This window comes from Mycobacterium sp. NTMscope_Eco_3 (assembly GCF_976985685.1).
This window is the reverse complement of record NZ_CDRJYZ010000001.1, coordinates 5,749,237-5,769,994: the sequence shown is the minus strand read 5'-3', so window position 1 is coordinate 5,769,994 and position 20,758 is coordinate 5,749,237. Positions and strand designations below refer to the sequence as shown.

Annotated in this window: 24 protein-coding genes and 1 tRNA gene; 13 read left to right on the top strand and 12 right to left on the bottom strand. The window is 68.0% G+C overall.

Annotated features, from left to right (window positions below; all coding sequences use genetic code 11):
- The first annotated feature begins 134 nt into the window (after positions 1–134).
- Both AC0KTM_RS27010 and AC0KTM_RS27005 read left to right on the top strand, forming a co-directional pair.
- Complete coding sequence (locus AC0KTM_RS27010; RefSeq protein WP_472417576.1) at positions 135–659, top strand: phage holin family protein; 525 nt, start codon at positions 135–137, stop codon at positions 657–659.
- On the top strand, positions 660–1,631 hold the full coding sequence (locus AC0KTM_RS27005; RefSeq protein ID WP_472417200.1) for an alpha/beta fold hydrolase: 972 nt from the start codon (positions 660–662) through the stop codon (positions 1,629–1,631). It abuts the gene before it with no gap.
- Here AC0KTM_RS27005 and marP read toward each other — a convergent pair.
- Genes marP through nth form a run of 4 tightly spaced genes read right to left on the bottom strand, consistent with a single transcriptional unit; the run spans position 1,624 to position 5,067 of the window.
- On the bottom strand, positions 1,624–2,817 hold the full coding sequence (marP, locus tag AC0KTM_RS27000) for an acid resistance serine protease MarP (protein ID WP_472417198.1): 1,194 nt from the start codon (positions 2,815–2,817) through the stop codon (positions 1,624–1,626). The two genes, AC0KTM_RS27005 and marP, sit on opposite strands and share 8 nt — an antisense overlap.
- Positions 2,818–2,828: 11 nt before the next feature.
- A complete protein-coding gene (locus tag AC0KTM_RS26995; RefSeq protein ID WP_238955621.1) occupies positions 2,829–3,647 on the bottom strand; it encodes an NUDIX hydrolase in 819 nt (272 codons plus the stop codon).
- Positions 3,648–3,676: 29 nt separating this feature from the next.
- Positions 3,677–4,354 carry a TlpA family protein disulfide reductase gene (locus AC0KTM_RS26990; RefSeq protein ID WP_472417196.1) on the bottom strand — a complete coding sequence of 226 codons (678 nt, stop codon included), beginning with the start codon at positions 4,352–4,354 and terminating at the stop codon, positions 3,677–3,679.
- Positions 4,355–4,386: 32 nt separating this feature from the next.
- Positions 4,387–5,067, bottom strand: a complete 681-nt coding sequence (gene nth, locus AC0KTM_RS26985) for an endonuclease III (protein ID WP_472417574.1) — start codon at positions 5,065–5,067, stop codon at positions 4,387–4,389.
- Positions 5,068–5,240: 173 nt separating this feature from the next.
- Between nth and AC0KTM_RS26980 the strand changes: the two genes are divergently transcribed.
- Positions 5,241–5,636 (top strand): hypothetical protein, encoded by a 396-nt coding sequence (locus AC0KTM_RS26980; RefSeq protein WP_225326162.1) that lies wholly within the window; start codon positions 5,241–5,243, stop codon positions 5,634–5,636.
- Positions 5,637–5,739: 103 nt separating this feature from the next.
- Positions 5,740–6,414, top strand: coding sequence for a cAMP-activated global transcriptional regulator CRP (gene crp / locus AC0KTM_RS26975; protein ID WP_007772229.1), 675 nt, complete (start codon positions 5,740–5,742; stop codon positions 6,412–6,414).
- A gap of 104 nt (positions 6,415–6,518) precedes the next feature.
- On the opposite strand, the gene AC0KTM_RS26970 is transcribed toward crp, so the two are convergent.
- From AC0KTM_RS26970 to AC0KTM_RS26960, 3 genes are read right to left on the bottom strand one after another with little or no spacing between them, the layout of a single operon-like run.
- On the bottom strand, positions 6,519–7,310 hold the full coding sequence (locus tag AC0KTM_RS26970; protein ID WP_472417194.1) for an MBL fold metallo-hydrolase: 792 nt from the start codon (positions 7,308–7,310) through the stop codon (positions 6,519–6,521).
- A gap of 5 nt (positions 7,311–7,315) precedes the next feature.
- Positions 7,316–7,783, bottom strand: coding sequence for a RidA family protein (locus AC0KTM_RS26965; RefSeq protein WP_472417192.1), 468 nt, complete (start codon positions 7,781–7,783; stop codon positions 7,316–7,318).
- A 2-nt stretch (positions 7,784–7,785) separates the two neighbouring features.
- Positions 7,786–7,947, bottom strand: a complete 162-nt coding sequence (locus tag AC0KTM_RS26960) for a DUF4177 domain-containing protein (protein WP_095576409.1) — start codon at positions 7,945–7,947, stop codon at positions 7,786–7,788.
- A 58-nt stretch (positions 7,948–8,005) separates the two neighbouring features.
- Here AC0KTM_RS26960 and bagA point away from each other — a divergent pair, with 58 nt between their 5' ends.
- Positions 8,006–9,025 (top strand): ATPase BagA, encoded by a 1,020-nt coding sequence (gene bagA, locus AC0KTM_RS26955; protein ID WP_225326159.1) that lies wholly within the window; start codon positions 8,006–8,008, stop codon positions 9,023–9,025.
- A complete protein-coding gene (gene bagB, locus AC0KTM_RS26950) occupies positions 9,022–10,152 on the top strand; it encodes an ATPase BagB (RefSeq protein WP_238955618.1) in 1,131 nt (376 codons plus the stop codon). Before bagA ends, bagB begins: the two co-directional genes overlap by 4 nt.
- A gap of 43 nt (positions 10,153–10,195) precedes the next feature.
- On the opposite strand, the gene AC0KTM_RS26945 is transcribed toward bagB, so the two are convergent.
- Positions 10,196–10,546 (bottom strand): WhiB family transcriptional regulator, encoded by a 351-nt coding sequence (locus tag AC0KTM_RS26945; RefSeq protein WP_225326157.1) that lies wholly within the window; start codon positions 10,544–10,546, stop codon positions 10,196–10,198.
- A 352-nt stretch (positions 10,547–10,898) separates the two neighbouring features.
- Here AC0KTM_RS26945 and ponA2 point away from each other — a divergent pair, with 352 nt between their 5' ends.
- The 5 genes from ponA2 (at position 10,899) to AC0KTM_RS26920 (ending at position 16,608) form a co-directional block, all read left to right on the top strand.
- Complete coding sequence (ponA2, locus tag AC0KTM_RS26940; protein ID WP_225326156.1) at positions 10,899–13,331, top strand: transglycosylase/D,D-transpeptidase PonA2; 2,433 nt, start codon at positions 10,899–10,901, stop codon at positions 13,329–13,331.
- Positions 13,332–13,510: 179 nt separating this feature from the next.
- Positions 13,511–14,470, top strand: coding sequence for a metallophosphoesterase (locus AC0KTM_RS26935; RefSeq protein WP_238955617.1), 960 nt, complete (start codon positions 13,511–13,513; stop codon positions 14,468–14,470).
- Positions 14,467–15,582: an L-cysteine desulfhydrase Cds1 gene (gene cds1, locus AC0KTM_RS26930; RefSeq protein WP_238955616.1), complete on the top strand. Its 1,116-nt coding sequence runs from the start codon at positions 14,467–14,469 to the stop codon at positions 15,580–15,582. The genes AC0KTM_RS26935 and cds1 overlap by 4 nt, the downstream gene beginning before the upstream one ends.
- A 61-nt stretch (positions 15,583–15,643) precedes the next feature.
- Positions 15,644–15,720 (top strand) — tRNA-Pro (locus tag AC0KTM_RS26925).
- 198 nt (positions 15,721–15,918) lie between these two features.
- Complete coding sequence (locus AC0KTM_RS26920; protein WP_238955615.1) at positions 15,919–16,608, top strand: GAF and ANTAR domain-containing protein; 690 nt, start codon at positions 15,919–15,921, stop codon at positions 16,606–16,608.
- 56 nt (positions 16,609–16,664) lie between these two features.
- Here the strand turns inward: AC0KTM_RS26920 and AC0KTM_RS26915 are convergent, their stop codons facing one another.
- On the bottom strand, positions 16,665–17,297 hold the full coding sequence (locus AC0KTM_RS26915) for a restriction endonuclease (RefSeq protein WP_238955614.1): 633 nt from the start codon (positions 17,295–17,297) through the stop codon (positions 16,665–16,667).
- Between the two features lie 132 nt (positions 17,298–17,429).
- Positions 17,430–17,732 carry a DUF4193 domain-containing protein gene (locus tag AC0KTM_RS26910; RefSeq protein ID WP_225326151.1) on the bottom strand — a complete coding sequence of 101 codons (303 nt, stop codon included), beginning with the start codon at positions 17,730–17,732 and terminating at the stop codon, positions 17,430–17,432.
- Between the two features lie 314 nt (positions 17,733–18,046).
- Between AC0KTM_RS26910 and AC0KTM_RS26905 the strand changes: the two genes are divergently transcribed.
- On the top strand, positions 18,047–18,742 hold the full coding sequence (locus AC0KTM_RS26905) for an HAD family hydrolase (RefSeq protein ID WP_238955613.1): 696 nt from the start codon (positions 18,047–18,049) through the stop codon (positions 18,740–18,742).
- 12 nt (positions 18,743–18,754) lie between these two features.
- Here the strand turns inward: AC0KTM_RS26905 and AC0KTM_RS26900 are convergent, their stop codons facing one another.
- Entirely contained in the window at positions 18,755–19,255 is a 501-nt protein-coding gene (locus AC0KTM_RS26900; protein ID WP_225326149.1) for a DUF6328 family protein, read from the bottom strand.
- Positions 19,256–19,299: 44 nt separating this feature from the next.
- Positions 19,300–19,668, bottom strand: coding sequence for an STAS domain-containing protein (locus AC0KTM_RS26895; RefSeq protein WP_225326148.1), 369 nt, complete (start codon positions 19,666–19,668; stop codon positions 19,300–19,302).
- A gap of 179 nt (positions 19,669–19,847) precedes the next feature.
- Here AC0KTM_RS26895 and AC0KTM_RS26890 point away from each other — a divergent pair, with 179 nt between their 5' ends.
- Positions 19,848–20,750, top strand: coding sequence for an STAS domain-containing protein (locus tag AC0KTM_RS26890; protein ID WP_009954780.1), 903 nt, complete (start codon positions 19,848–19,850; stop codon positions 20,748–20,750).
- Positions 20,751–20,758 lie beyond the last annotated feature (8 nt).

Genomic DNA, 20,758 nt, shown 5'->3' with positions numbered 1-20,758 from the left:
TTCTGGCCGAACCCAACTGGCCAGCGGGCGGTCGCGTGGTCGGCCGGCCTCGTCTGGCTTCTCCTGTCCAGGCGCCACGTGGCAACATGAACCGCGACGACAGCGAGCCTGGCGACGACGAAAGAGGACGGTCTGTGAGCAAAGCCGATGGCAAGAACGGTGTGCCCAGCACGCTGACCACGATTCCGTTGACCGACCCGCACGCCAAGCCCACCGAGTCGTCGATCGGCGACCTGATCAAGGACGCGACGACCCAGGTCTCCACGTTGGTGCGCGCCGAAGTCGAACTGGCCCGCGCCGAAATTACCCGCGACGTCAAAAAGGGCCTCACCGGTAGCGTTTTCTTCATCGCCGCGCTCGTGGTGCTGTTCTACTCCACCTTCTTTTTTTTCTTCTTCGTCGCCGAACTGCTCGACACCTGGCTGTGGCGCTGGGTGGCGTACCTGATCGTCTTCGGGATCATGGTGGTGGTCGGCGCCGCACTCGCCTTGCTGGGCTTCCTCAAGGTGCGCCGGATTCGAGGGCCGCGCCAGACGATCGAATCTGTCAAGGAGACCCGCACCGCGCTCACGCCGGGCCATGACAAGCAACTCACCCAGTCGCACGGCAGGCACGCGAAGCGCGGCGACGAAGCCGCCGGCGATCTCTCGGGCGGGTAGATGGCGCCGCCCGATCCGTCGGTAACCCGCATCGACGGGCCGTGGCGCCACCTGGATGTGCACGCCAACGGCATCCGCTTTCACGTCGTGGAGGCCCTTCCTCCCCGCGATGCCGGGGGCCTGCCGCCGACGGCGCGGCCGTTGGTGATGCTGCTGCACGGATTCGGATCGTTCTGGTGGTCCTGGCGTCACCAGTTGCGCGGGCTCACCGGCGCGCGCGTGGTCGCGGTCGACCTGCGCGGTTACGGCGGCAGCGACAAGCCGCCCCGCGGCTACGACGGCTGGACGCTGGCCGGGGACACGGCCGGACTCATCCGTGCGCTCGGGCACCCCTCGGCGACGCTGGTCGGCCACGCCGACGGCGGGCTGGCCTGCTGGGCCACCGCGCTGCTGCATTCGCGGCTGGTGTCGGCCATCGCGCTGATCAGCTCGCCGCACCCGGCGGCGTTGCGGCGATCCACATTGACGCGACGCGACCAGGGTTACGCGCTGTTGCAGACGTTGCTGCCATACCAACTGCCGTTGTGGCCCGAGCGCCTGCTGACCCGCAACAACGCGGCGGAGATCGAACACCTGGTCCGCAGCCGTAGCTGCGCGAAATGGCTTGCATCCGAGGACTTTTCCGAGACCATCGGCCATCTGCGGACGGTGATACAGATTCCGGGGGCCGCGCACTGCGCGCTGGAATACCAGCGCTGGGCGGCGCGCAGCCAGCTGCGCGACGAGGGCCGGCGGTTCATGAGGTCGATGTGCCAGCAGCTCAGTGTGCCGCTGTTGCACCTACGCGGCGAGGCGGATCCCTACGTGCTGGCCGACCCGGTCGATCGGACGCAACGTTATGCGCCGCAGGGGCGCTACGTATCCATCTCGGGCGCAGGGCATTTCAGCCACGAAGAGGCGCCCGAGGAAGTCAACAGGCACCTGACGAGATTCCTCGACCAGGTGCACGCGTCCCGAGCCGGCCTCAACTGACGCAGGACCCGGTGCCCACCGTCTGCGTGTCACCGATTTTGGCGAGCTGACCGGCCACCTCGTCGGCGGTCAGCACAAAGCCGGTGTCGGGGTCGTCGACGGCCGCGCCGAACACCACACCGAGCACATGGCCGTCGAGATCGATCAACGGTCCACCCGAATTGCCTTGCTCCACACCGGCTCTGATCGTGTAGACGTCGCGGGTGACCGGCGCCGGGTCCCGGTAGATATCGGGCCCACTCAATTTGATCAGCTCCCGGATCCTGGCCGGTGTCGCGGTGAAGTTGCCCCCGCCCGGATAACCGAGCACGACGACACTGGCACCCGTCTTCGCCTCGGTCTGCGCGAACGGCAACGGTGGTGGCGGCAAGTTGGGGACCGCCAGGATCGCGATGTCGACCGACGGATCGTAGGACACCACGGTCGCGTCGAGAGGGCTGCCGCTGGCGTAGATCTGAACGCTGTTGGACCCGGCCACCACGTGCGCATTGGTCATCACCCGGTCGGGCGCGATCACGAATCCACTGCCCTCCAACACCTTCTGGCAGCTGGGGGCCAGGCTGCGCACCTTGACCACGCTGGGGGCGGTGGACTGCACCGCCGGATTGCGGGCCAGCTCGGGGTCGGGTGAGGCGACCGGGATGACCGGGGTCCGGCTGAACGGCTCCAACACGGCGGGCAGGCCGGAGGTGTTCAGCAGCGCGGACAGCCGCTTGGGCACCGTCTTGAGCCAAGGCGGTGCAACCTCGTTGACCTGAGCCAACACTCGCGAACCCCGGACCGCGGCGGCCAGCTCCGGCTGGTCCTTCGACTGCGTCAGCGGCGTCGCCAACAGCCACGCGGCGGTCAACACCACGACGAGCTGCACTCCCACCCCGATGACCGAGTCGAGAGTGCGGATGGAGCGGCTGCGGATCGCGCCCCGGACTGCTCGCCCCAACACCACGCCGGCGACCTCACCGATGACGACGAGCGCGAGGATCAAGAACAGTGCCGCAAACAATTTGGCGCGCGGGGCGGCGATGTGGCTGACGAGGTGGGGCGCCAGCAACACCCCGGCGATCGCGCCGAGCAACACCCCCACGAACGAGAGCAGCGAACCCAACGCCCCCGACCGCCAACCCGAGACCGCCGCGATGAAGGCGACCGCCAGTACGGCGATATCCAGCCACTGCGACGGGGTCATCGAATTCATGTTCATCGGCGGGTCTCGCCCCGTTCACCGACCAGCGCCATCGCCGCGTCCAGCTCCCGCTCGTCGGCGGTGTCCCAGGGCTGCGCCCAGCCGGCGACGTCGAGCAACGCGGAGATCACCTGGCCAGTGAATCCCCAGACCAGCATCTCGTTGAGCAGAAACGCCGGGCCGGCCCACCGGCGGCCGAGGTCGCCGCGGTACACCATCAACCGGTTTTCCGGATTGATGAAGGCGCGCACCGGAACTCGTGCGACGATCGCCGTCTCGGCCTCGTTGACCACGGCAACCGGACCGGGATCCGGCGAGTACGCCAACACTGGGACGACGTGAAACTGCGAGGGCGCGATGAACATTCGCTCCAGGGTGGCCAGCGGATGCAGCCTGCTGACGTCGATTCCGGTTTCCTCGTGGGCCTCGCGCAGGGCGGTGGCCACCGGGCCGTCGTCGGTGGGATCGGCGGCGCCACCGGGGAACGCCGCCTGGCCGGCGTGGTGACGCAAGGTCGACGCCCGCACGGTGACCAACAGGTCGGCGTCGTCGGGGAGACCGCCATCGGGTGGACCGGACTGCGGGCCGGAGAACAACACCAGGACCGCGGCTTCGCGGGCGCCTCCGCGCAGGGCGGTGACCGCCGACGCGGCCTTGGTGGTGATCATCGCCAGCACGTCGGCCGGCAGCCGGCGCCGGGCCGCATCCGGAACGTCATCGACGTTGTCGACCAGCGGACGCAGCCAGGACGGGCAGGCGTCGGGCGTCAGCGGAACGGTCCCGCGTGTGGGGGCGGGGTCCCCATTCCGCAGGGGCGAACCCCCAGCACTCACGGCCCCTCCAGTCGGTTCAATTTTTCCGCTTATCCCCTGTCGGTTCCGATCGCCGCCGCGATCTCGTCGGCAGTGGTGAAAGCTCGCGGCAGCGTCTGCGCAACGCTACCGTCCGGCCGCAGAACCACCGTCGCGGGCATCACATTTACCACCCGCAGCGCGGCCGCGACCCGGCGACGACCGTCCTGCAGCGTCGGCAGCCGAACGCCGAGCTCGGCCAGCCGCAGCAAGGCGGCGGTCTCGTTCTCGTCCTGATGCACCGTCACCACCGTCACGTCCGAACCGGCCCGCCGTTGATACTCGGCCATCGCGGGCAGTTCGGCGGCGCACGGCGCGCACCAATACGCCCACAAGTTGAGGACCACGCGGCGCCCGGCCACCGCGCGGGCGACATCGACGACCGAACCGTCGGCCGCGCACTCCGCCGTCACGCCGCGCAGCGCCTCGGGGCCGGGACCGCTTCCGGCGCCGGGGCACGGCGCCAGGCCGGCCCGTTGCCGCGGACCCGCCAACGCCGCCGGGGTGTCGGCGTCGCGGTGTTCCCGGTCCGCCGCGGTCTGATCGCCACGTTCGGTCGCCGGCGGCCCCGTCGTGGCCGGGTGGTCGCGCAGCTGCGCCACCAGCGCCGCGATGAGCGCCACGACCACCGCCAGAATCGCGATGTGCCAGCGAGCCTTCCGGGTGAGCGTCGGCCTCCACATCGGCATGCGGTCCCTGTGCGAGTCGGTTCCGGCGCGGGTTACAGCCCGGCCAGCGCGAGCAGGTGCTCGGTTTCCGGACCCCGCACCAGGGGCGCGGCCAGCGGCGCCTCGGTGGGTCCCAGGCCGAAGGAGGGGCAGTCCTTGGCGATCAGGCAGACGCCGCACGCGGGTTTGCGTGCGTGGCACACCCGGCGCCCGTGAAAGATCACCCGGTGGCTCAGCATGGTCCACTCACTGCGCTCGATGAGCTCGCCGACGGAGTGCTCGATTTTGACCGGGTCGTTGTCCGTGGTCCAGCGCCACCGGTGCACGAGCCGCGCGAAATGCGTGTCGACGGTGATGCCCGGGACCCCGAAGGCGTTGCCCAGGATCACGTTGGCGGTCTTGCGGCCCACACCGGGCAGCGTGACCAGCTCGCCCATGGTGCCCGGCACCTCGCCCTCGAACCGTTCGACCAGGGCCTGGCCGAGGCCGATCAGCGAGGACGCCTTGTTGCGGAAAAAGCCGGTCGGGCGGATCAGGGTTTCCAGTTCGGCGCGGTCGGCCTGGGCGTAGTCGAGCGCCGACGGGTACCGCTTGAACAGTGCCGGCGTCGTCAGATTGACCCGCTTGTCGGTGCTCTGCGCGGACAGGATGGTGGCGACCGTCAACTCCAGCGGCGTGGTGAAGTCCAGCTCGCAGTGCGCGTCCGGAAACGCTTGTGCCAGCGCACGATTCATCCGTCGCGCCCGTCGCACCAAGCCAACTCGGGATTCCTGCGCCCAGCGCCGGGCCTCGACGCCACCGGGCTGGGCCGGCGTCGACTTCGAACGCCCGGACGACTTTGCCACTGTCACCTACGACAGAGTACTGATTTCGTGATCTCGCCGAGACCTCGTGTTGATGCAAGGCCATGTTTACTCTTCGTGTGTCATGGTTGCTGGTAGCCGGCGTTCCGGTGCTGCTGATGCTGGCGGCGCTCGGTCTGGGGCGGCTCGAATTCGAACTCACCCATGACGCCCTGGCGGTGGCCGATGTCGACGAGTTTCTCGAGCGCGCGGGCGACGTCGATATGCGCACCCTGGCCTGCGAAGGCATGCCCGAGGCGCTCGAGTACCTGCATCGACGCGAGGCCCGGCAACTGTCCGGCCCCGTGCTGACCGGACGCACCGACGGGCCGCGCCACGCCGCGCCGTCATTTGCCGTCGGCTTCGTCGACCGCGATGAGATGACATTGCCGACGCGAATCCACGGCCATTCGCACGTCAATCCGCAATTTAGGGCACCTCGACACGCCAATCGTGTGTAGCGTTGGCACGTTAGACACAATGGCGTTCCTCTAGACTCGTCACGCGAGCAAGGGATCAGCCTGCCCGTATACATTAATTTTCTGGGAAAGTTGAAGAGGCAACGTGGACGAGATCCTGGCAAGGGCAGGAATCTTCCAAGGGGTTGAGCCCGGCGCGGTCACAGCGCTGACCAAGCAGCTGCAACCCGTCGACTTCCCCCGCGGACACACAGTCTTCGCTGAGGGGGAACCGGGGGATCGGCTCTACATTATCGTCGCGGGGAAGGTGAAGATCGGTCGCCGCTCGCCCGATGGACGCGAGAACCTGCTGACGATCATGGGCCCGTCGGATATGTTCGGCGAACTGTCGATCTTCGACCCGGGTCCGCGGACTTCCAGCGCCACCACCATCACCGAGGTGCGTGCGGTGTCGATGGACCGGGACGCCCTGCGGGCGTGGATCGCCGATCGCCCCGAGATCGCCGAGCAGTTGTTGCGGGTGCTGGCCCGACGGCTGCGCCGCACCAACAACAACCTGGCCGACCTCATCTTCACCGACGTGCCCGGCCGGGTGGCCAAGCAGCTGCTGCAGCTCGCCCAGCGTTTCGGCACCCAAGAAGGCGGCGCCATGCGGGTCACCCACGACCTGACGCAGGAAGAGATCGCGCAGTTGGTGGGGGCCTCCCGGGAGACGGTGAACAAGGCGCTGGCCGACTTCGCCCACCGCGGCTGGATCCGCCTCGAGGGCAAGAGCGTGCTGATCTCGGACTCCGAAAGGCTCGCGCGCCGAGCTCGATAAGCCCGCGCGCGAACGTTGGTTCGCGAGCGTAACGTGGCTGCGATTTTCGGCGTTCAATTTCGCAGTGGGGTTACGCTCGCGAACGCTCGCCGGGCGAGTTGGCGCTAGCCGCGCAGGTGATCCAGCTGGACCTGCACCGACCATTCGGCGGCGTCCCACAGCTTCTCGTCGACGTCGACGTAGACGTGTTCGACGATCTGGCGGGCGCCCGCGTCCTCGCCGAGCTCCCGCAGCGCCGATCGCACCTGCTCCAGTCGCTCATGCCGGTGCGCGATGTATCCGCGCGTGACGGCGTCCAGGTCCGGCAACTCCGGCCCGTGCCCGGGCAGCACGGCGCGATGGCCCAGACCGCGCAACCGGTGCAGCGATTCCAGGTAGTCGGTGAGGCTGCCGTCTTCCTTGTCCATCACGGTGGTGCCGCGGCCCAGGACGGTATCGGCGGTCAGCACGGCGTCGTCGAGCACGAAGGACAGCGAATCGGCGGTGTGGCCGGGGGTGGCCATGACTTTGATCGTCAGTCCGGCCGCATCGATCACCTCGCCGTCGACCAGCTCGCCGCCAAGCCCACGCAGGAAGCCACTGCCCGCCGACCGGACCGTCGCGCCGGTGCGCTCGACGAGCTTGTCGATGGCGTCGGTGTGATCGCCGTGCCGGTGGCTGATCAGCACCAAACCGATGCGGCCCAGCGCGGCGATCCGCGCGATGTGCTCGTCGTCGTCGGGCCCGGGGTCCACGATGACCAGCTCGTCGCTGCGCGGGCCGCGCAGCACCCAGGTGTTGGTGCCCTCCAGCGTCATCAGGCCTGGGTTGTCGGCCAGCAGGACGGAGACCGTGTCGGTGACCGCCCGCAACCTGCCGTATGCGGGGTGGGTCAGCGACTCGGCAACCTCGGTCACGGCCGTCAGCCGACCTCGACGATCAGCTCCACTTCCACCGGCGCGTCCAGTGGCAGCTCGGAGACGCCGACCGCCGACCGCGCATGTGCGCCCCGGTCGCCGAACACCTCGCCGAGCAGGTCGGAGGCGCCGTTGATGACGCTTGGCTGGCCGTTGAAACCGGGAGCCGATGCGACGAACCCGACGACCTTGACCACCCGGGTCACCGAGTCGATCCCCACCAGGGAGTCGACCGCCGCCAGCGCGTTGAGCGCGCAGATCCGCGCCATCGCCTTGCCCTCGTCCGGGGTGACCTCCGCGCCGAGCTTGCCGGTGCCCGCCAGCTTTCCGGCCTGCATCGGCAGCTGGCCCGCGGTGTAGACCAGGTTGCCCGTGCGCACCGCCGGTACATAGGAGGCCAGCGGCGCGACCACCTCCGGCAGCGCGAGACCGAGCTCCCCGATGCGGGCCTTCCAGGAAGGCTGGGCGCTCATCTTTACTTGGGGCGTTTGAGGTAGGCGACGTGCTGTTCGCCGGTCGGGCCGTTCAGCACCGAGACCAGCTCCCAGCCGTCGGCGCCCCACTGGTCGAGGATCTGTTTGGTGGCGTGCGTCAGCAACGGGACGGTGACGTACTCCCAGGCGGTCGGTTCGCTCATGCGGCGAGCTTATCGGTCGGTGGTGAACCGCTCCGGCCAGCCCGGCTAGCATGCGAAGGTGGCAACCACATCGAGCGGTGGTAGCGCCGTCGGCTGGCCGGCGCGCTTGACCAAGGCCCGCTTACATTTTGTGACCGGCAAAGGCGGTACGGGCAAGTCGACGATCGCGGCGGCGCTGGCGCTGGCGCTCGCGGCCGGGGGCCGCAAAGTCCTCCTCGTGGAAGTCGAGGGCCGCCAAGGGATTGCGCAACTCTTCGACGTCCCGCCCCTGCCGTATCAGGAGGTGAAGATCGCGACCGCCGAACGCGGCGGTCAGGTCAACGCCCTGGCGATCGACATCGAGGCCGCGTTCCTGGAATACCTCGACATGTTCTACAACCTGGGCATCGCGGGCCGCGCGATGCGGCGCATCGGTGCGATCGAGTTCGCGACGACCATCGCGCCCGGCCTGCGCGACGTGCTGCTCACCGGGAAGATCAAAGAGACGGTGATACGCGTCGACAAGAATCGGCTCCCGGTGTATGACGCGATCGTCGTCGACGCCCCGCCGACGGGACGGATCGCGCGGTTCCTGGATGTCACCAAGGCCGTCTCCGATCTGGCTAAGGGCGGCCCGGTGCACTCGCAGGCCGACGGCGTGGTGAAGCTGCTGCACTCCGAGCAGACCGCCATTCACCTGGTCACCCTGTTGGAGGCGCTGCCCGTCCAGGAGACGCTGGAAGCCATCGAGGAGCTCGCCGAGATGCAGCTGCCGATCGGCAGCGTGATCGTCAACCGCAACATCCCCTCCTACCTGCAGCCGGCCGATCTGGCGAAGGCCGCCGAGGGGGACATCGACGCCGACTCGGTGCGAGCCGGGCTGGAAAAGGCCGGAATCACGTTGAACGACAACGACTTCGCCGGGTTGCTGACCGAGACCATCGAGCACGCGACGGTGATCGCCACGCGCTCCGAGATCGCACAGCAGCTCGATGCCTTGAAGGTGCCGCGGCTGCAGCTTCCGGCGATTTCCGACGGTGTCGATTTGGGCAGCCTTTACGAGCTGTCGGAATCGCTTGCGCAGCAGGGAGTTCGATGAGCACTACGCCGAAACCGCTTGATATGGCCGCTATTCTGGCCGACACATCGAACCGCGTGGTGGTGTGCTGCGGCGCGGGCGGTGTGGGCAAGACGACCACCGCCGCCGCGATCGCGCTGCGCGCCGCCGAATACGGTCGCAACGTCTGCGTCTTGACGATCGACCCGGCCAAGCGGCTGGCCCAGGCGCTGGGGGTCAACGACCTCGGCAACACCCCGCAGCGAGTCCCGCTGGCGGCGGAGGTGCCCGGCGAGTTGCACGCGATGATGCTCGACATGCGTCGCACCTTCGACGAAATGGTGGTCCAATACTCCGGACCCGGTCGCGCACAAGCGATTCTGGACAACCAGTTCTATCAGACCGTCGCCAGTTCGCTTGCGGGCACGCAGGAATACATGGCGATGGAGAAACTGGGGCAGCTGCTGGCCGAGGATCGCTGGGACCTGGTGGTCGTCGACACCCCGCCGTCGCGCAACGCGCTGGACTTCCTGGACGCGCCGAAGCGGCTGGGCAGCTTCATGGACAGCCGGCTGTGGCGGCTGTTGCTGGCGCCGGGCCGCGGCATCGGCCGGTTGGTCACCGGCGCAATGGGTTTGGCCATGAAGGCGATGTCCACGATCCTGGGCTCACAGATGCTGGGCGACGCCGCCGCGTTCGTGCAATCGTTGGACGCCACATTCGGCGGCTTCCGGGAAAAGGCCGATCGCACGTACGCGCTGCTGAAAAGGCGTGGCACGCAATTCGTTGTGGTGTCGGCGGCCGAGCCCGACGCGCTGCGCGAGGCGTCCTTCTTCGTCGACCGGCTGTCGCAGGAAGGGATGCCGCTCGCCGGGCTGGTCTTGAACCGCACGCATCCGACGTTGTGCTCCCTGCCGGCCGAGCGGGCGATCGACGCCACCGAGATGCTCGAACACGGGACCGACCCCGAATCCGCGCCGCTGGCCGCCGCCGTGTTGCAAATTCATGCCGACCGCGCCCAAACCGCCAAGCGGGAAGTCAGATTGCTGTCCCGATTCACCGGAGCCAACCCGCACGTGCCGGTCATCGGCGTTCCGTCGCTGCCGTTTGACGTTTCGGATTTGGAAGCGCTGCGGGCCCTCGCCGACCAGATCACGTCGGTCGCTTAGGCCGAGCCACCCCGACCAGCGGGCGCAGCGCTGCGGCGTTCGGTCAGCCGGCGGTGCGGCTTCTGCTCTTGTCGAAGAAGTCCGCCCAGGACACCACCTCGGGGTGCTGCTTGAGCAGCGCGCGGCGTTGCCGCTCGGTCATGCCGCCCCACACCCCGAACTCGACCTTGTTGTCCAGCGCGTCCGCCGCGCACTCCTGCATCACCGGGCAGTGGCGGCAGATCACCGCCGCCTTGCGCTGGGCCGCGCCACGGACAAACAGTTCGTCGGGATCGGTCGTGCGGCATAGCGCCTTCGAGACCCAAGCGATCCGATCTTCAGCATCGACGCTGCGGAGTACACCTTGTGCGGCTGCAATGTTTGTCCTACGCGCCGCCGGCCGTATTGGTGACACGAATCGTTCCCTTTCCCTACCGGCCGCCCGTCACGGCCGCCCTCCTTGGGTGCAGATCCAACCCTGCGATCTACGCCTCACCATGTACATCGGTGTTACCTGAATCTCACCGTGTGTCTAAGTTAGGTGGTCAGGTGCCAATTGCGCAACAGTCCGATAACGCATTTTTTGGGACGAACGTGCCGTCTCGTACAAAAAATTGGGCGGGGAAGTGATCTTGCCCACTCGGCTACCCGTCTGACCTGTGACGCAACCGCAAATTCTCAACGCGCGCCCGGGGCCCCAGCAGCGGAAAATTTTCGGGTGAAGTTGCAGCGTGGCGGCGTGACTGGAGGCCGCTACTGTAGTACCTATGTCAGACCGCCCCCCGGCCGCGCTCACGATTCTGAAGCTCGCGGGGTTCTGTTTGTTGGCCAGCGTCGTCGCCACCGCCCTCCTTTTTCCCGTCGCCGGTGGCATCGGACTGGTGTCCAATCGGGCCTCGGAAGTGGTCGCCAACGGCTCCGCGCAGCTGCTCGAGGGCGAGGTGCCGGCCGTGACGACGATGGTCGACGCCAAGGGCAACACCATCGCCTGGCTGTATTCGCAACGCCGGTTCGAGGTGCCCAGCGACAAGATCGCCAACACGATGAAGCTGGCGATCGTCTCCATCGAGGACAAGCGGTTCGCCGACCACAACGGGGTGGACTGGAAGGGCACGCTGACCGGGCTGGCGGGCTATGCGCGCGGTGACGTGGACACGCGCGGCGGTTCGACCATCGAGCAGCAGTACATCAAGAACTACCAGTTGCTGGTCACCGCGAAGACCGACGCGGAGAAGCGCGCGGCGGTGGAAACCACCCCGGCGCGCAAGCTGCGCGAGATCCGGATGGCGCTGACGCTGGACAAGACCTTCACCAAGCCCGAGATCCTGACCCGGTACCTGAACCTGGTGTCGTTCGGCAACAACTCGTTCGGCGTGCAGGACGCCGCCCAGACCTACTTCGGGATCAACGCCTCCGACCTGAACTGGCAGCAGGCGGCGCTGCTGGCGGGCATGGTGCAATCGACCAGCGCGCTCAACCCTTATACCAACCCCGAGGGCGCTCTCGCGCGGCGAAACCTGGTGCTGGACACCATGATCGAGAACATCCCGCAGGAGGCCGAGGCGCTGCAAGCCGCCAAGGCCGCGCCGCTGGGGATTCTGCCGCAGCCCAACGAGCTGCCCCGCGGCTGCATCGCGGCGGGCGATCGGGCGTTCTTCTGCGACTACGTGCAGGAGTACCTCTCCCGGGCCGGGATCAGCAAGGAACAGGTGGCCCGGGGCGGCTATCTGATCAAGACCACGTTGGACCCGGACGTGCAGCTCCCGGTCAAGTCGGCGATCGACAAGTTCGCCAGCCCGACGCTGCCGGGCATCTCGAGCGTGATGAGCGTGATCCAGCCCGGCAAGACGTCGCACAAGGTGATGGCGATGGCCAGCAACCGCACCTACGGGCTGGACGTCGACGCCGGCCAGACCATGCGACCGCAGCCCTTCTCCCTGGTCGGCGACGGCGCGGGCTCCGTGTTCAAGATCTTCACGACGGCCGCGGCCCTGGACATGGGGATGGGCATCAACGCCACCCTCGAGGTGCCGGGACGGTTCCAGGCGAAGGGCATGGGTAGCGGCGGGGCCAAGGGCTGCCCGAAGGACAACTGGTGCGTGGTCAACGCCGGCAACTACCGCGGGTCGATGAACGTGACCGACGCGTTGGCCACCTCGCCCAACACCGCGTTCGCCAAGCTGATCCAGCAGGTCGGCGTGACGCGCACGGTGGACATGGCGATCAAACTCGGGCTGCGGTCCTACGCCGACCCGGGCACCGCCCGCGACTACAACCCCGACAGCAACGAGAGCCTGGCCGACTTCGTCAAACGGCAGAACATCGGCTCGTTCACCCTGGGCCCGATCGAGGTGAACGCGCTGGAACTGTCCAACGTCGCGGCCACCCTCGCCTCCGGCGGCACCTGGTGCCCGCCGAACCCGATCGACAAGCTGGTCGACCGCAAGGGCAATGAGGTCGCGGTGACGACCGAGACCTGCGATCAGGTGGTCCCCGAGGGCCTGGCCAACACCCTGGCCAACGCGATGAGCAAGGACGCGCTGGGCGGTGGCACGGCGGCCGGTTCGGCCGGCGCGGCGGGCTGGGACCTGCCGATGTCCGGTAAGACGGGCACCACCGAAGCCCACCGGTCCTCGGGCTTCGTCGGATTCACCAACCACTACGCGGCGGCCAACTACATCTACGACGACTCCACCAACCCCACGGATTTGTGTTCGTCCCCGCTGCGGCACTGCGGCGAGGGCGACCTGTACGGCGGTAACGAGCCCGCGCGCACGTGGTTCACCGCGATGAAGCCGATCGCCACCAGTTTCGGGCCGGTGCAACTGCCGCCCACCGACCCGCGCTACGTCGACGGCTCGCCCGGGTCGCGGGTGCCGAGCGTGGCGGGCCTGGACATCGATGCGGCACGCGCGCGCATCAAGGAGGCGGGCTTCCAGGTCGCCGACCAGAACAACTTCGTCAACAGCAGCGCAAAGCAGGGCGAGGTGGTCGGCACGACACCGAGCGGCGCAACGATTCCGGGCTCGATCATCACCATTCAGGTCAGCAACGGCATCCCGCCCGCCCCGCCGCCGCCGCCCGAAGGGGCGCCGGTGCCGGTCGGCTCGCAGGTCGTCGAGATTCCGGGGCTGCCGCCGATCACCATCCCCCTGATGGCGCCGCCGCCGCCGGCCCCGCCCGGTGCGCCGCCGCCGTAGACCCGATTGCGGCACTCCTCGGCACCCCGCTTCGCGGGCCGCATCGTCGCACGGCGAGACCCGATTGCCGCACTCCTCCGCACCCCGCTTCGCGGGCCGCATCGTCGTACGGCGAGGCGTGATTGCGGCGTGACGCAAGAGATACGCTGCCGGTCCGCGGCCGGCAGTAGGCTGCCACCATGGCTGCTGTTTTGCCCGTCCTGATACGTGCCGGTGTCGCGGCGCTCGGTTCGAGCGTCGCCGGCCTCGGCTATGCCGCGATCATCGAGCGCAACGCCTTCGTCCTGCGCGAGATCACCATGCCCGTGTTGAGCCCCGGCTCCACCCCGCTGCGCGTGCTCCATATCAGTGACCTCCACATGACGCCCGGCCAGCGGCGCAAACAGGCGTGGCTGCGTGAGCTGGCCGGCTGGGAGCCTGACCTGGTCGTCAACACCGGCGACAACCTGGCCCACCCGAAGGCCGTCCCGGCGGTCGTCCAGGCCCTGGGTGACCTGCTGTCGCGGCCGGGCGTCTTCGTGTTCGGCAGCAACGACTACTTCGGGCCGCGCCTGAAGAACCCGATGAACTACGTGACCAACCCGTCGCACCGGGTCCGCGGCGAGCCGCTGCCCTGGCAGGACCTGCGGGCGGCGTTCACCGAGCGCGGCTGGCTCGACCTCACCCACACTCGGCGCGAGTTCGAGGTGGCGGGCCTGCACGTCGCCGCCGCGGGCGTGGACGACCCGCACCTCGACCGGGACCGCTACGACACCATCGCGGGCCCGGCCAGTCCGGCGGCGAACCTGCGGCTCGGGCTGACCCATTCCCCGGAGCCCAGGGTGCTGGACCGCTTCGCCGCCGACGGCTATCAACTGGTGATGGCCGGACACACCCACGGCGGCCAGGTGTGCCTGCCGTTCTACGGCGCCCTGGTGACCAACTGCGGCCTGGACCGCTCACGCGCGAAGGGGCCGTCGCGGTGGGGTGCGCACATGCAGTTGCACGTCTCCGCGGGGATGGGGACCTCGCCGTTCGCGCCGGTGCGGTTCTGCTGCCGGCCGGAGGCGACCATGCTGACCCTGATCGCCACCCCGATGGGCGACCGCGGCGCGGCCAGGGACCTGAGCCGTTCGCAGCCAACAGCTTCGGTGCGTTGACCGACCGGACCCGGATCGCGGTCCGCAGCCGCTCACGTTGCTGGACCGACAACGCGATCCGGTTGATCCATGCCGACGCGCGTCGCAGCGCCGACACCCACCTGCTGCGCTATCCGCTGCCTTCGCGGTGGAGCAGCGACGTCGACGTCGCGCTGTACCTCAAGGACGAGACCACCCACATCACCGGCAGCCTCAAGCACCGGCTGGCCCGTTCGTTGTTCCTCTACGCCCTGTGCAACGGCTGGATCGACGAGGGCACCACGGTGGTCGAGGCGTCCTCGGGTTCGACGGCGGTGTCGGAGGCCTATTTCGCGGCCCTGTTGGGGCTCCCGTTCGTCGCGGTGATGCCGGCGGCGACGAGCGCATCGAAGGTGGCGCTGATCGAAGCCCACGGCGGCCGTTGCCATTTCGTGCAGAGCTCCAGCGAGGTGTATGCCGAAGCCGAGCGCGTCGCCCGCGAAACCGGCGGCCACTACCTGGACCAGTTCACCAACGCCGAACGCGCCACCGACTGGCGGGGCAACAACAACATCGCCGAGTCGATCTTCGAGCAGATGCGCGAGGAGCGCTTCCCCGTCCCGGAATGGATCGTGGTCGGCGCGGGCACCGGCGGAACCAGCGCGACGATCGGGCGCTACATCCGCTATCGACTGCACGCCACCCGGTTGTGCGTGGTCGACCCGGAGAACTCCGCCTTCTTTCCCGCCTACGCCCATGGCCGCGACGACCTGAACGACTTGGTGATGCCCACGTCGTCGCGCATCGAGGGCATCGGCCGGCCGCGGGTGGAGCCGTCGTTTCTCCCCGGCGTCGTCGACCGCATGGTGGCCGTCCCCGACGCGGCCTCGATCGCGGCCGCGCGCCACGTCAGCGCCGTTTTGGGGCGCCGGGTGGGGCCGTCCACGGGCACCAACCTGTGGGGCGCGTTCGGCCTGCTCGCCGAGATGGTCGCCGAAGGCCGCAGCGGTTCGGTGGTCACGCTGCTCGCCGACAGCGGCGACCGCTACCGCGACACGTACTTCAGCGACGAGTGGGTCGCGGAACAGGGACTGGATCCGACGGGCCCCGCCGCGGCGCTGGTCGAGTTCGAGCGTTCGTGCTCGTGGGAGTGATGTGGCGCACCGCGGTTTGGCCACCCGATAGCCCGGTGCGATAGGCTGTCGGAGCTTCAGGCGGGGTGTGGCGCAGCTTGGTAGCGCGCTTCGTTCGGGACGAAGAGGCCGTGGGTTCGAATCCCGCCACCCCGACCAGTTAGGTCTGCCCATCCGGTGCGGGCGCAATCGCCCAAAACCCGGCCGATATAGTGGATCTCACCGTAATGCTGAGCAGACAGCATTGACATTCGTCGCCGTCATAACTGACCAATGATCGCCTTGCGAGACCGCAGGCTGCTGAAACGGCGCGGGATTTTGCCTGTAACCGGTCTCGACGCACGAAGGCGACATTCAGTGACCAATCTCGAAGATTTCACCCTGCTCACCGACGTTCTGCGCGCCATCTATTCCGCCGACGCGGCGGACTTCCCGCAGGTGCTGGACGAGCTGACCAGGGCGGCGGCGCGCTGGGTGCCCGGGGCGCAGGAGGCGGGGATCACCGTCACCAGCCGGAAGAACGAGGTCAGCACCCCCTCGGTCACGGACGATTGCGCCAGGTTGCTCGACGAGTTCCAGCAACGCCACCTCGAAGGGCCGTGCGTGCACGCCGCGTGGACCCGGAAGGTCGTCGTCATCAACGACCTCGCGGCCGACACGCGCTGGCCGAAGTATCAGGCCGACGCGCTCGCCCACACCCCGGTGCGCAGCATCCTGTCACTGCCGATGTACGCCGACGAGCTGAGCATGGGAGCGCTGAACTTTTATGCCGAACGCCCGCACGCCTTTTCCGACGACTCCCGCCGGGTGGCCGCCGTCTTCGCCACGCTGGGTGCCCTGGCGTGGAGCAACGTCGTGCGCGCCCAGCAGTTCAGGGAAGCCCTGAGCACCCGCGACACGATCGGGCAGGCCAAGGGCATCCTGATGGAGCGCTATGACCTCGATGACGACACGGCGTTCAACACGCTGATCAAACTGTCGCAGAGCATGAACACCCCGCTGCGCGTCATCGCGCGCCGGGTCATCGAGGACACGACCCGGCGCTGACGCGAACGCGTTCGCAGCCACCGGAATGCGCTGCGGCCCTGGGTATCTCGCGGCCTCTAGCTCTGGTTCCCGGCGCCGCCGCCCGGCGCGACGCTGGGTGCGCGGCGGGGGCCCCGCACGGGGATGGGCGCCACCCGCGTCCAGCTCCGCAGTTGCGTGCGCCCGACCAGACGGCATTGGTGGGTGATGGCCAGTTGGCGGGCCGCCTTCGTGAACGTCTGGTTGGTCACCACGACCGTCCGATTGCAATCGTGGTGTAGCGAACCGGACACGACCTGTTGCACCGCGGCGACGCCGACGGCCTTGGCCAGCCTTTTGCACTGCACCGCCATGCGGACGCCGTCCTTCTTGGCGATGAGGTCCACCCCGTAGTCGCCGGTGCTCGCCGTCGGCGTGACGCTGTAGCCCGCGATGCGCAGCTGCGCGGCAACGAATTCCTCGAATTCGGTACCGGACATTCGATCGATGGCCCGCAGCCCGGATTTCGCGATTTTGAGGTCGCGCCGGCGGTGTGCGTCGGCCTGATAGCGGTCCCGCTGCACCGAAAGCCACCACAGGAGGGCGACCGCGACCGCGAGCCCGCCGAGGCCGGCCAGAAATCCCGCGGGCGGGCTGCCGGTGGCCCGCTGCGTGAAATACCAAGGGAGAGCTAACCCCAGCAAGAGGAGCGACCCGAGAATCTTCTCCATGACTCCTCAACGTGCCCTTCGCGCCGACGCAGACCTGCCGATGAACCTAGTTCAAGCCTGTGACATCTCGGGGCAGGCGCGAGGCGACGCCGCGGCGCGGCCGCGGGGAGCTATCCGGTGAACCGTCGAGCGTTACGCGCAGTCGGCGCAGACCGGGAGGCCGGCGCTGGAGCGACGCAACCGGCTGCGGTGCTGCACCAAAAAGCAACTCGAGCAGGTGAACTCGTCGGCCCGCTGCGGGATCACGGTCACCGTCAGCTCTTCCCCGGACAGGTCGGCGCCGGGCAGCTCGAAGAAGTGCACATCGTTCGGGTCCTCGTCGACCACGGTGGTTCCCGCCCCGTGCAGGGTCGGCGCGAGCTCGCGAAGCGAGGACTTTTCCTGGGTGTCGTTGTCGGATACACGGCGTGCGTCGTAGTCAGTGGTGGTCGCCATCGGAGTTCCTCCCTGCTCTCAGACGGGCTGACGCACTTTCTTGTACTCACCCGTGGCGCAGGCAATACCCCGTTAATGCACGCCCTACACCGATCCGAGATAAGAAATTTTCGGCGCGGTCCGCGTGTCAGGATTCCCCCATGCGGTCCGGCGTGACCGAGCACGCGGCTCCGGGGGCGATACCCTCTGGGTGGTCGCGAGAACCCCTGTGCACCAGCGTTATTCGCACGAATGAACGGACGTGAACCGGCCGCCGTCTCCCGATCACCCGCCGGATGGTGTCAGCCGGGCCCGACGTGGGTATGCCCCGCCACATGACGTTGCAACCGGATGCGGGAGGTGCGCCCGCCGTCCTGTTCGACGTCGACGGAACCCTGGTGGATTCCAACTACCTGCACGTCCACGCGTGGCAGCGCGCGTTCGACGCCGAAGGCATCGTGGTGGCGTCGTGGCGGATCCACCGCTGCATCGGCATGGACGGCTCGAGGCTGGTGCGGACGCTGTCCGATGACGCGCCGGCCGACGTGCAGGAGCGGCTCAGCGACAAGCACAGCCGGTACTACCGCGAGATCACCGCGCTGCTCGAACCGTTGCCCGGAGCCCGCGCCCTGCTGCGCCGCGTCGCCGAGCTGGGGCTGCAGGTCGTGCTCGCCAGCTCGGCGCCCGAGGACGAATTGGAGATCCTGCGCAAAGTGCTCGATTGCGACGACGTCATCTCCGAGACGACGTCGTCCCGGGACGTCGACACCGCCAAACCCGAACCCGGGATCGTGCGGGTCGCGCTGGACCGAGCCGGGGTGGATGCCCGGCACGCCGTGTTCGTCGGGGACGCCGTGTGGGACGCGCACGCCGCGGCGGGCGCGGGCGTGCCGTGCATCGGGCTGCTCAGCGGCGGCATCGCCGGCGCGGAGTTGCGGGAGGCCGGGGCCGACCCGATCTTCGCCGATCCGCAAGACCTGCTCGACCATCTGGAAACCACCCGGATCGCGGCGCTCACTCCGGGACGCTGACCGCGGGCGCTTTCACATGCCGCGAGTGCGCAGCATCAACGGCAGCACGAACCAAAAGAATATGAACAGCGGCAGCGCGCACGCGCCCGCGACGAGGCCCACATTCCGCCCGGACACCGCCGCGAAAATGATGGTGGTGACGCCGATCAGCGCCAGGCCGAGCAGCCCCAGCCCGGCATAGGCACAGCGGTGAGCGGCGGAGACGAGAACTTGCAGCCGATGGCGCCGGAAAAGGATCCGGTGCATCGCAACCGGGGCGATCAGCAATACCGTCGAGCACACCGCGCACATCACCGTGGCCAGATAGACATCGCGCATGGGGCGTCCGAGGACATCGAAACGCTGCTGGAACGGCAGCGTCAGCAGGAAGCCGGTCAGCAGCTGCACCCCGGTCTGGACCACGCGCAGCTCCTGCAGCAGGCTGTTCCAATTGCGGTCCAGCCGTTGCACTTCGGTTTCGCCACGTTCACGGCGATCCCACCGCTGGTCGTCCTGCGGATGGTCGACGTCCATAGCCGTGATCATCGCACCCGGCGCGCCCGGCGGCGCGGGAATCGCTAGCTGTTGAGTTTGCCGTCCCGCACCGCGGTCAGCGCGTCGTCGAGCGTCGGATACAGCGGAAAGGTCTTGTCCAGACCGGTCAGGTGAATCGGCCGTCGGGTGGCCGGGCCGCGTGCGACCACGCCGAACCCGGTGTCCTTGCCCAGCTTCTCGTACGTCGCCGCCAGGATCTTCAGCCCGACCGAACCGAGGAACTCCACCGCCGACAGATCGATGACCAGTGCCGTGGGGCTCTCCGCGACAACCGCGCCGATGGCCTGTTCCAGGGCAGGAGCCGTGACCAAATCGATTTCGCCGCTGACACTGACCACGGAAACGCCGTCGTGGTCCTCGACCAACGTGGTAATCGAATCAGGAGCTGACAATGGCAATCCTTTGTCCTGGGCCTTGAATGCCTTAAGCGTTGTTCAACCCTAGCCTGCGTTACGAACTGCGAGAAGAATATGCCCTCTACACGTGGCCCGCGACAACCCAGGCTAGTCTCGCAAAAAGGAACTGCAGACCGCAGTGCGTGACGTGTACTCGGGAGGCCTGGGGAGGCCATATGTCAGATTCGACGTCGGATTTCACCAGTACCGGCACCGCAGCGCAAGTCGTCGGCATTTCCAGCGAGGGGCTGTTGCCCCAGCTAGTTCAGCATCTGCGTCAGAACCGGACCGTTTTGCGGGAGGAATGGGCCCGCCGCATCACCGAGGCCGAGCTGCTCACCGCGATGACCCCCGAGGAGCTCTTCTCCGAAGCGACGGCCGTCTACGACAACTACGTCGAGGTGCTCGAGACCGGTAGCGTCGAGGCGCTGCAGGCCTACGCCCGCGACCTGTCCGAACGCATCATCCCCCGAGGCGTGGAAACCGACGAGGTCGTCGGGATCGTCCTGCTGCTCCGCGACGTGCTGGCGCGCTCGCTGTTCGAGAAATACCAGACCGAATTCGAGATGCTCAACCGGGTGCTGGACGCCTACGAGCCGGCCGCCAACCGGATCGCCAACACCGTGGCGGTCAGCTTCGTGCAGGAACGTGAGCGCATCATCCGCCAGCAGCAGGAGGCGATCCGGGAGCTCTCGACGCCGGTGCTGCAGGTGCGTGAGCAGTTGCTGATCCTTCCGATCATCGGTGTGCTGGACAGCCAGCGCGCGCGCCAGGTCACCGAACAGCTGTTGCGCGCCATCCGCGCCAACCGCGCGAAGGTGGTGGTCATCGACATCACCGGTGTGCCGACCATCGACTCGACGGTGGCCAACCACCTGGTGCAGACGGTCGACGCGTCGGGGCTGATGGGTGCCAGCGTGATCATCACCGGCCTGTCCTCCGAAATCGCGCTGACGCTGGTGACGATCGGCCTGGACCTGTCGAAGATGAACGCGGTCGGCGACCTGCAGGGCGGTATCGAGGAAGCCGAGCGACTGCTGGGCTACGAGGTGACTCGTACCGGCGAGCAGACCGGGTGACAGTCAGG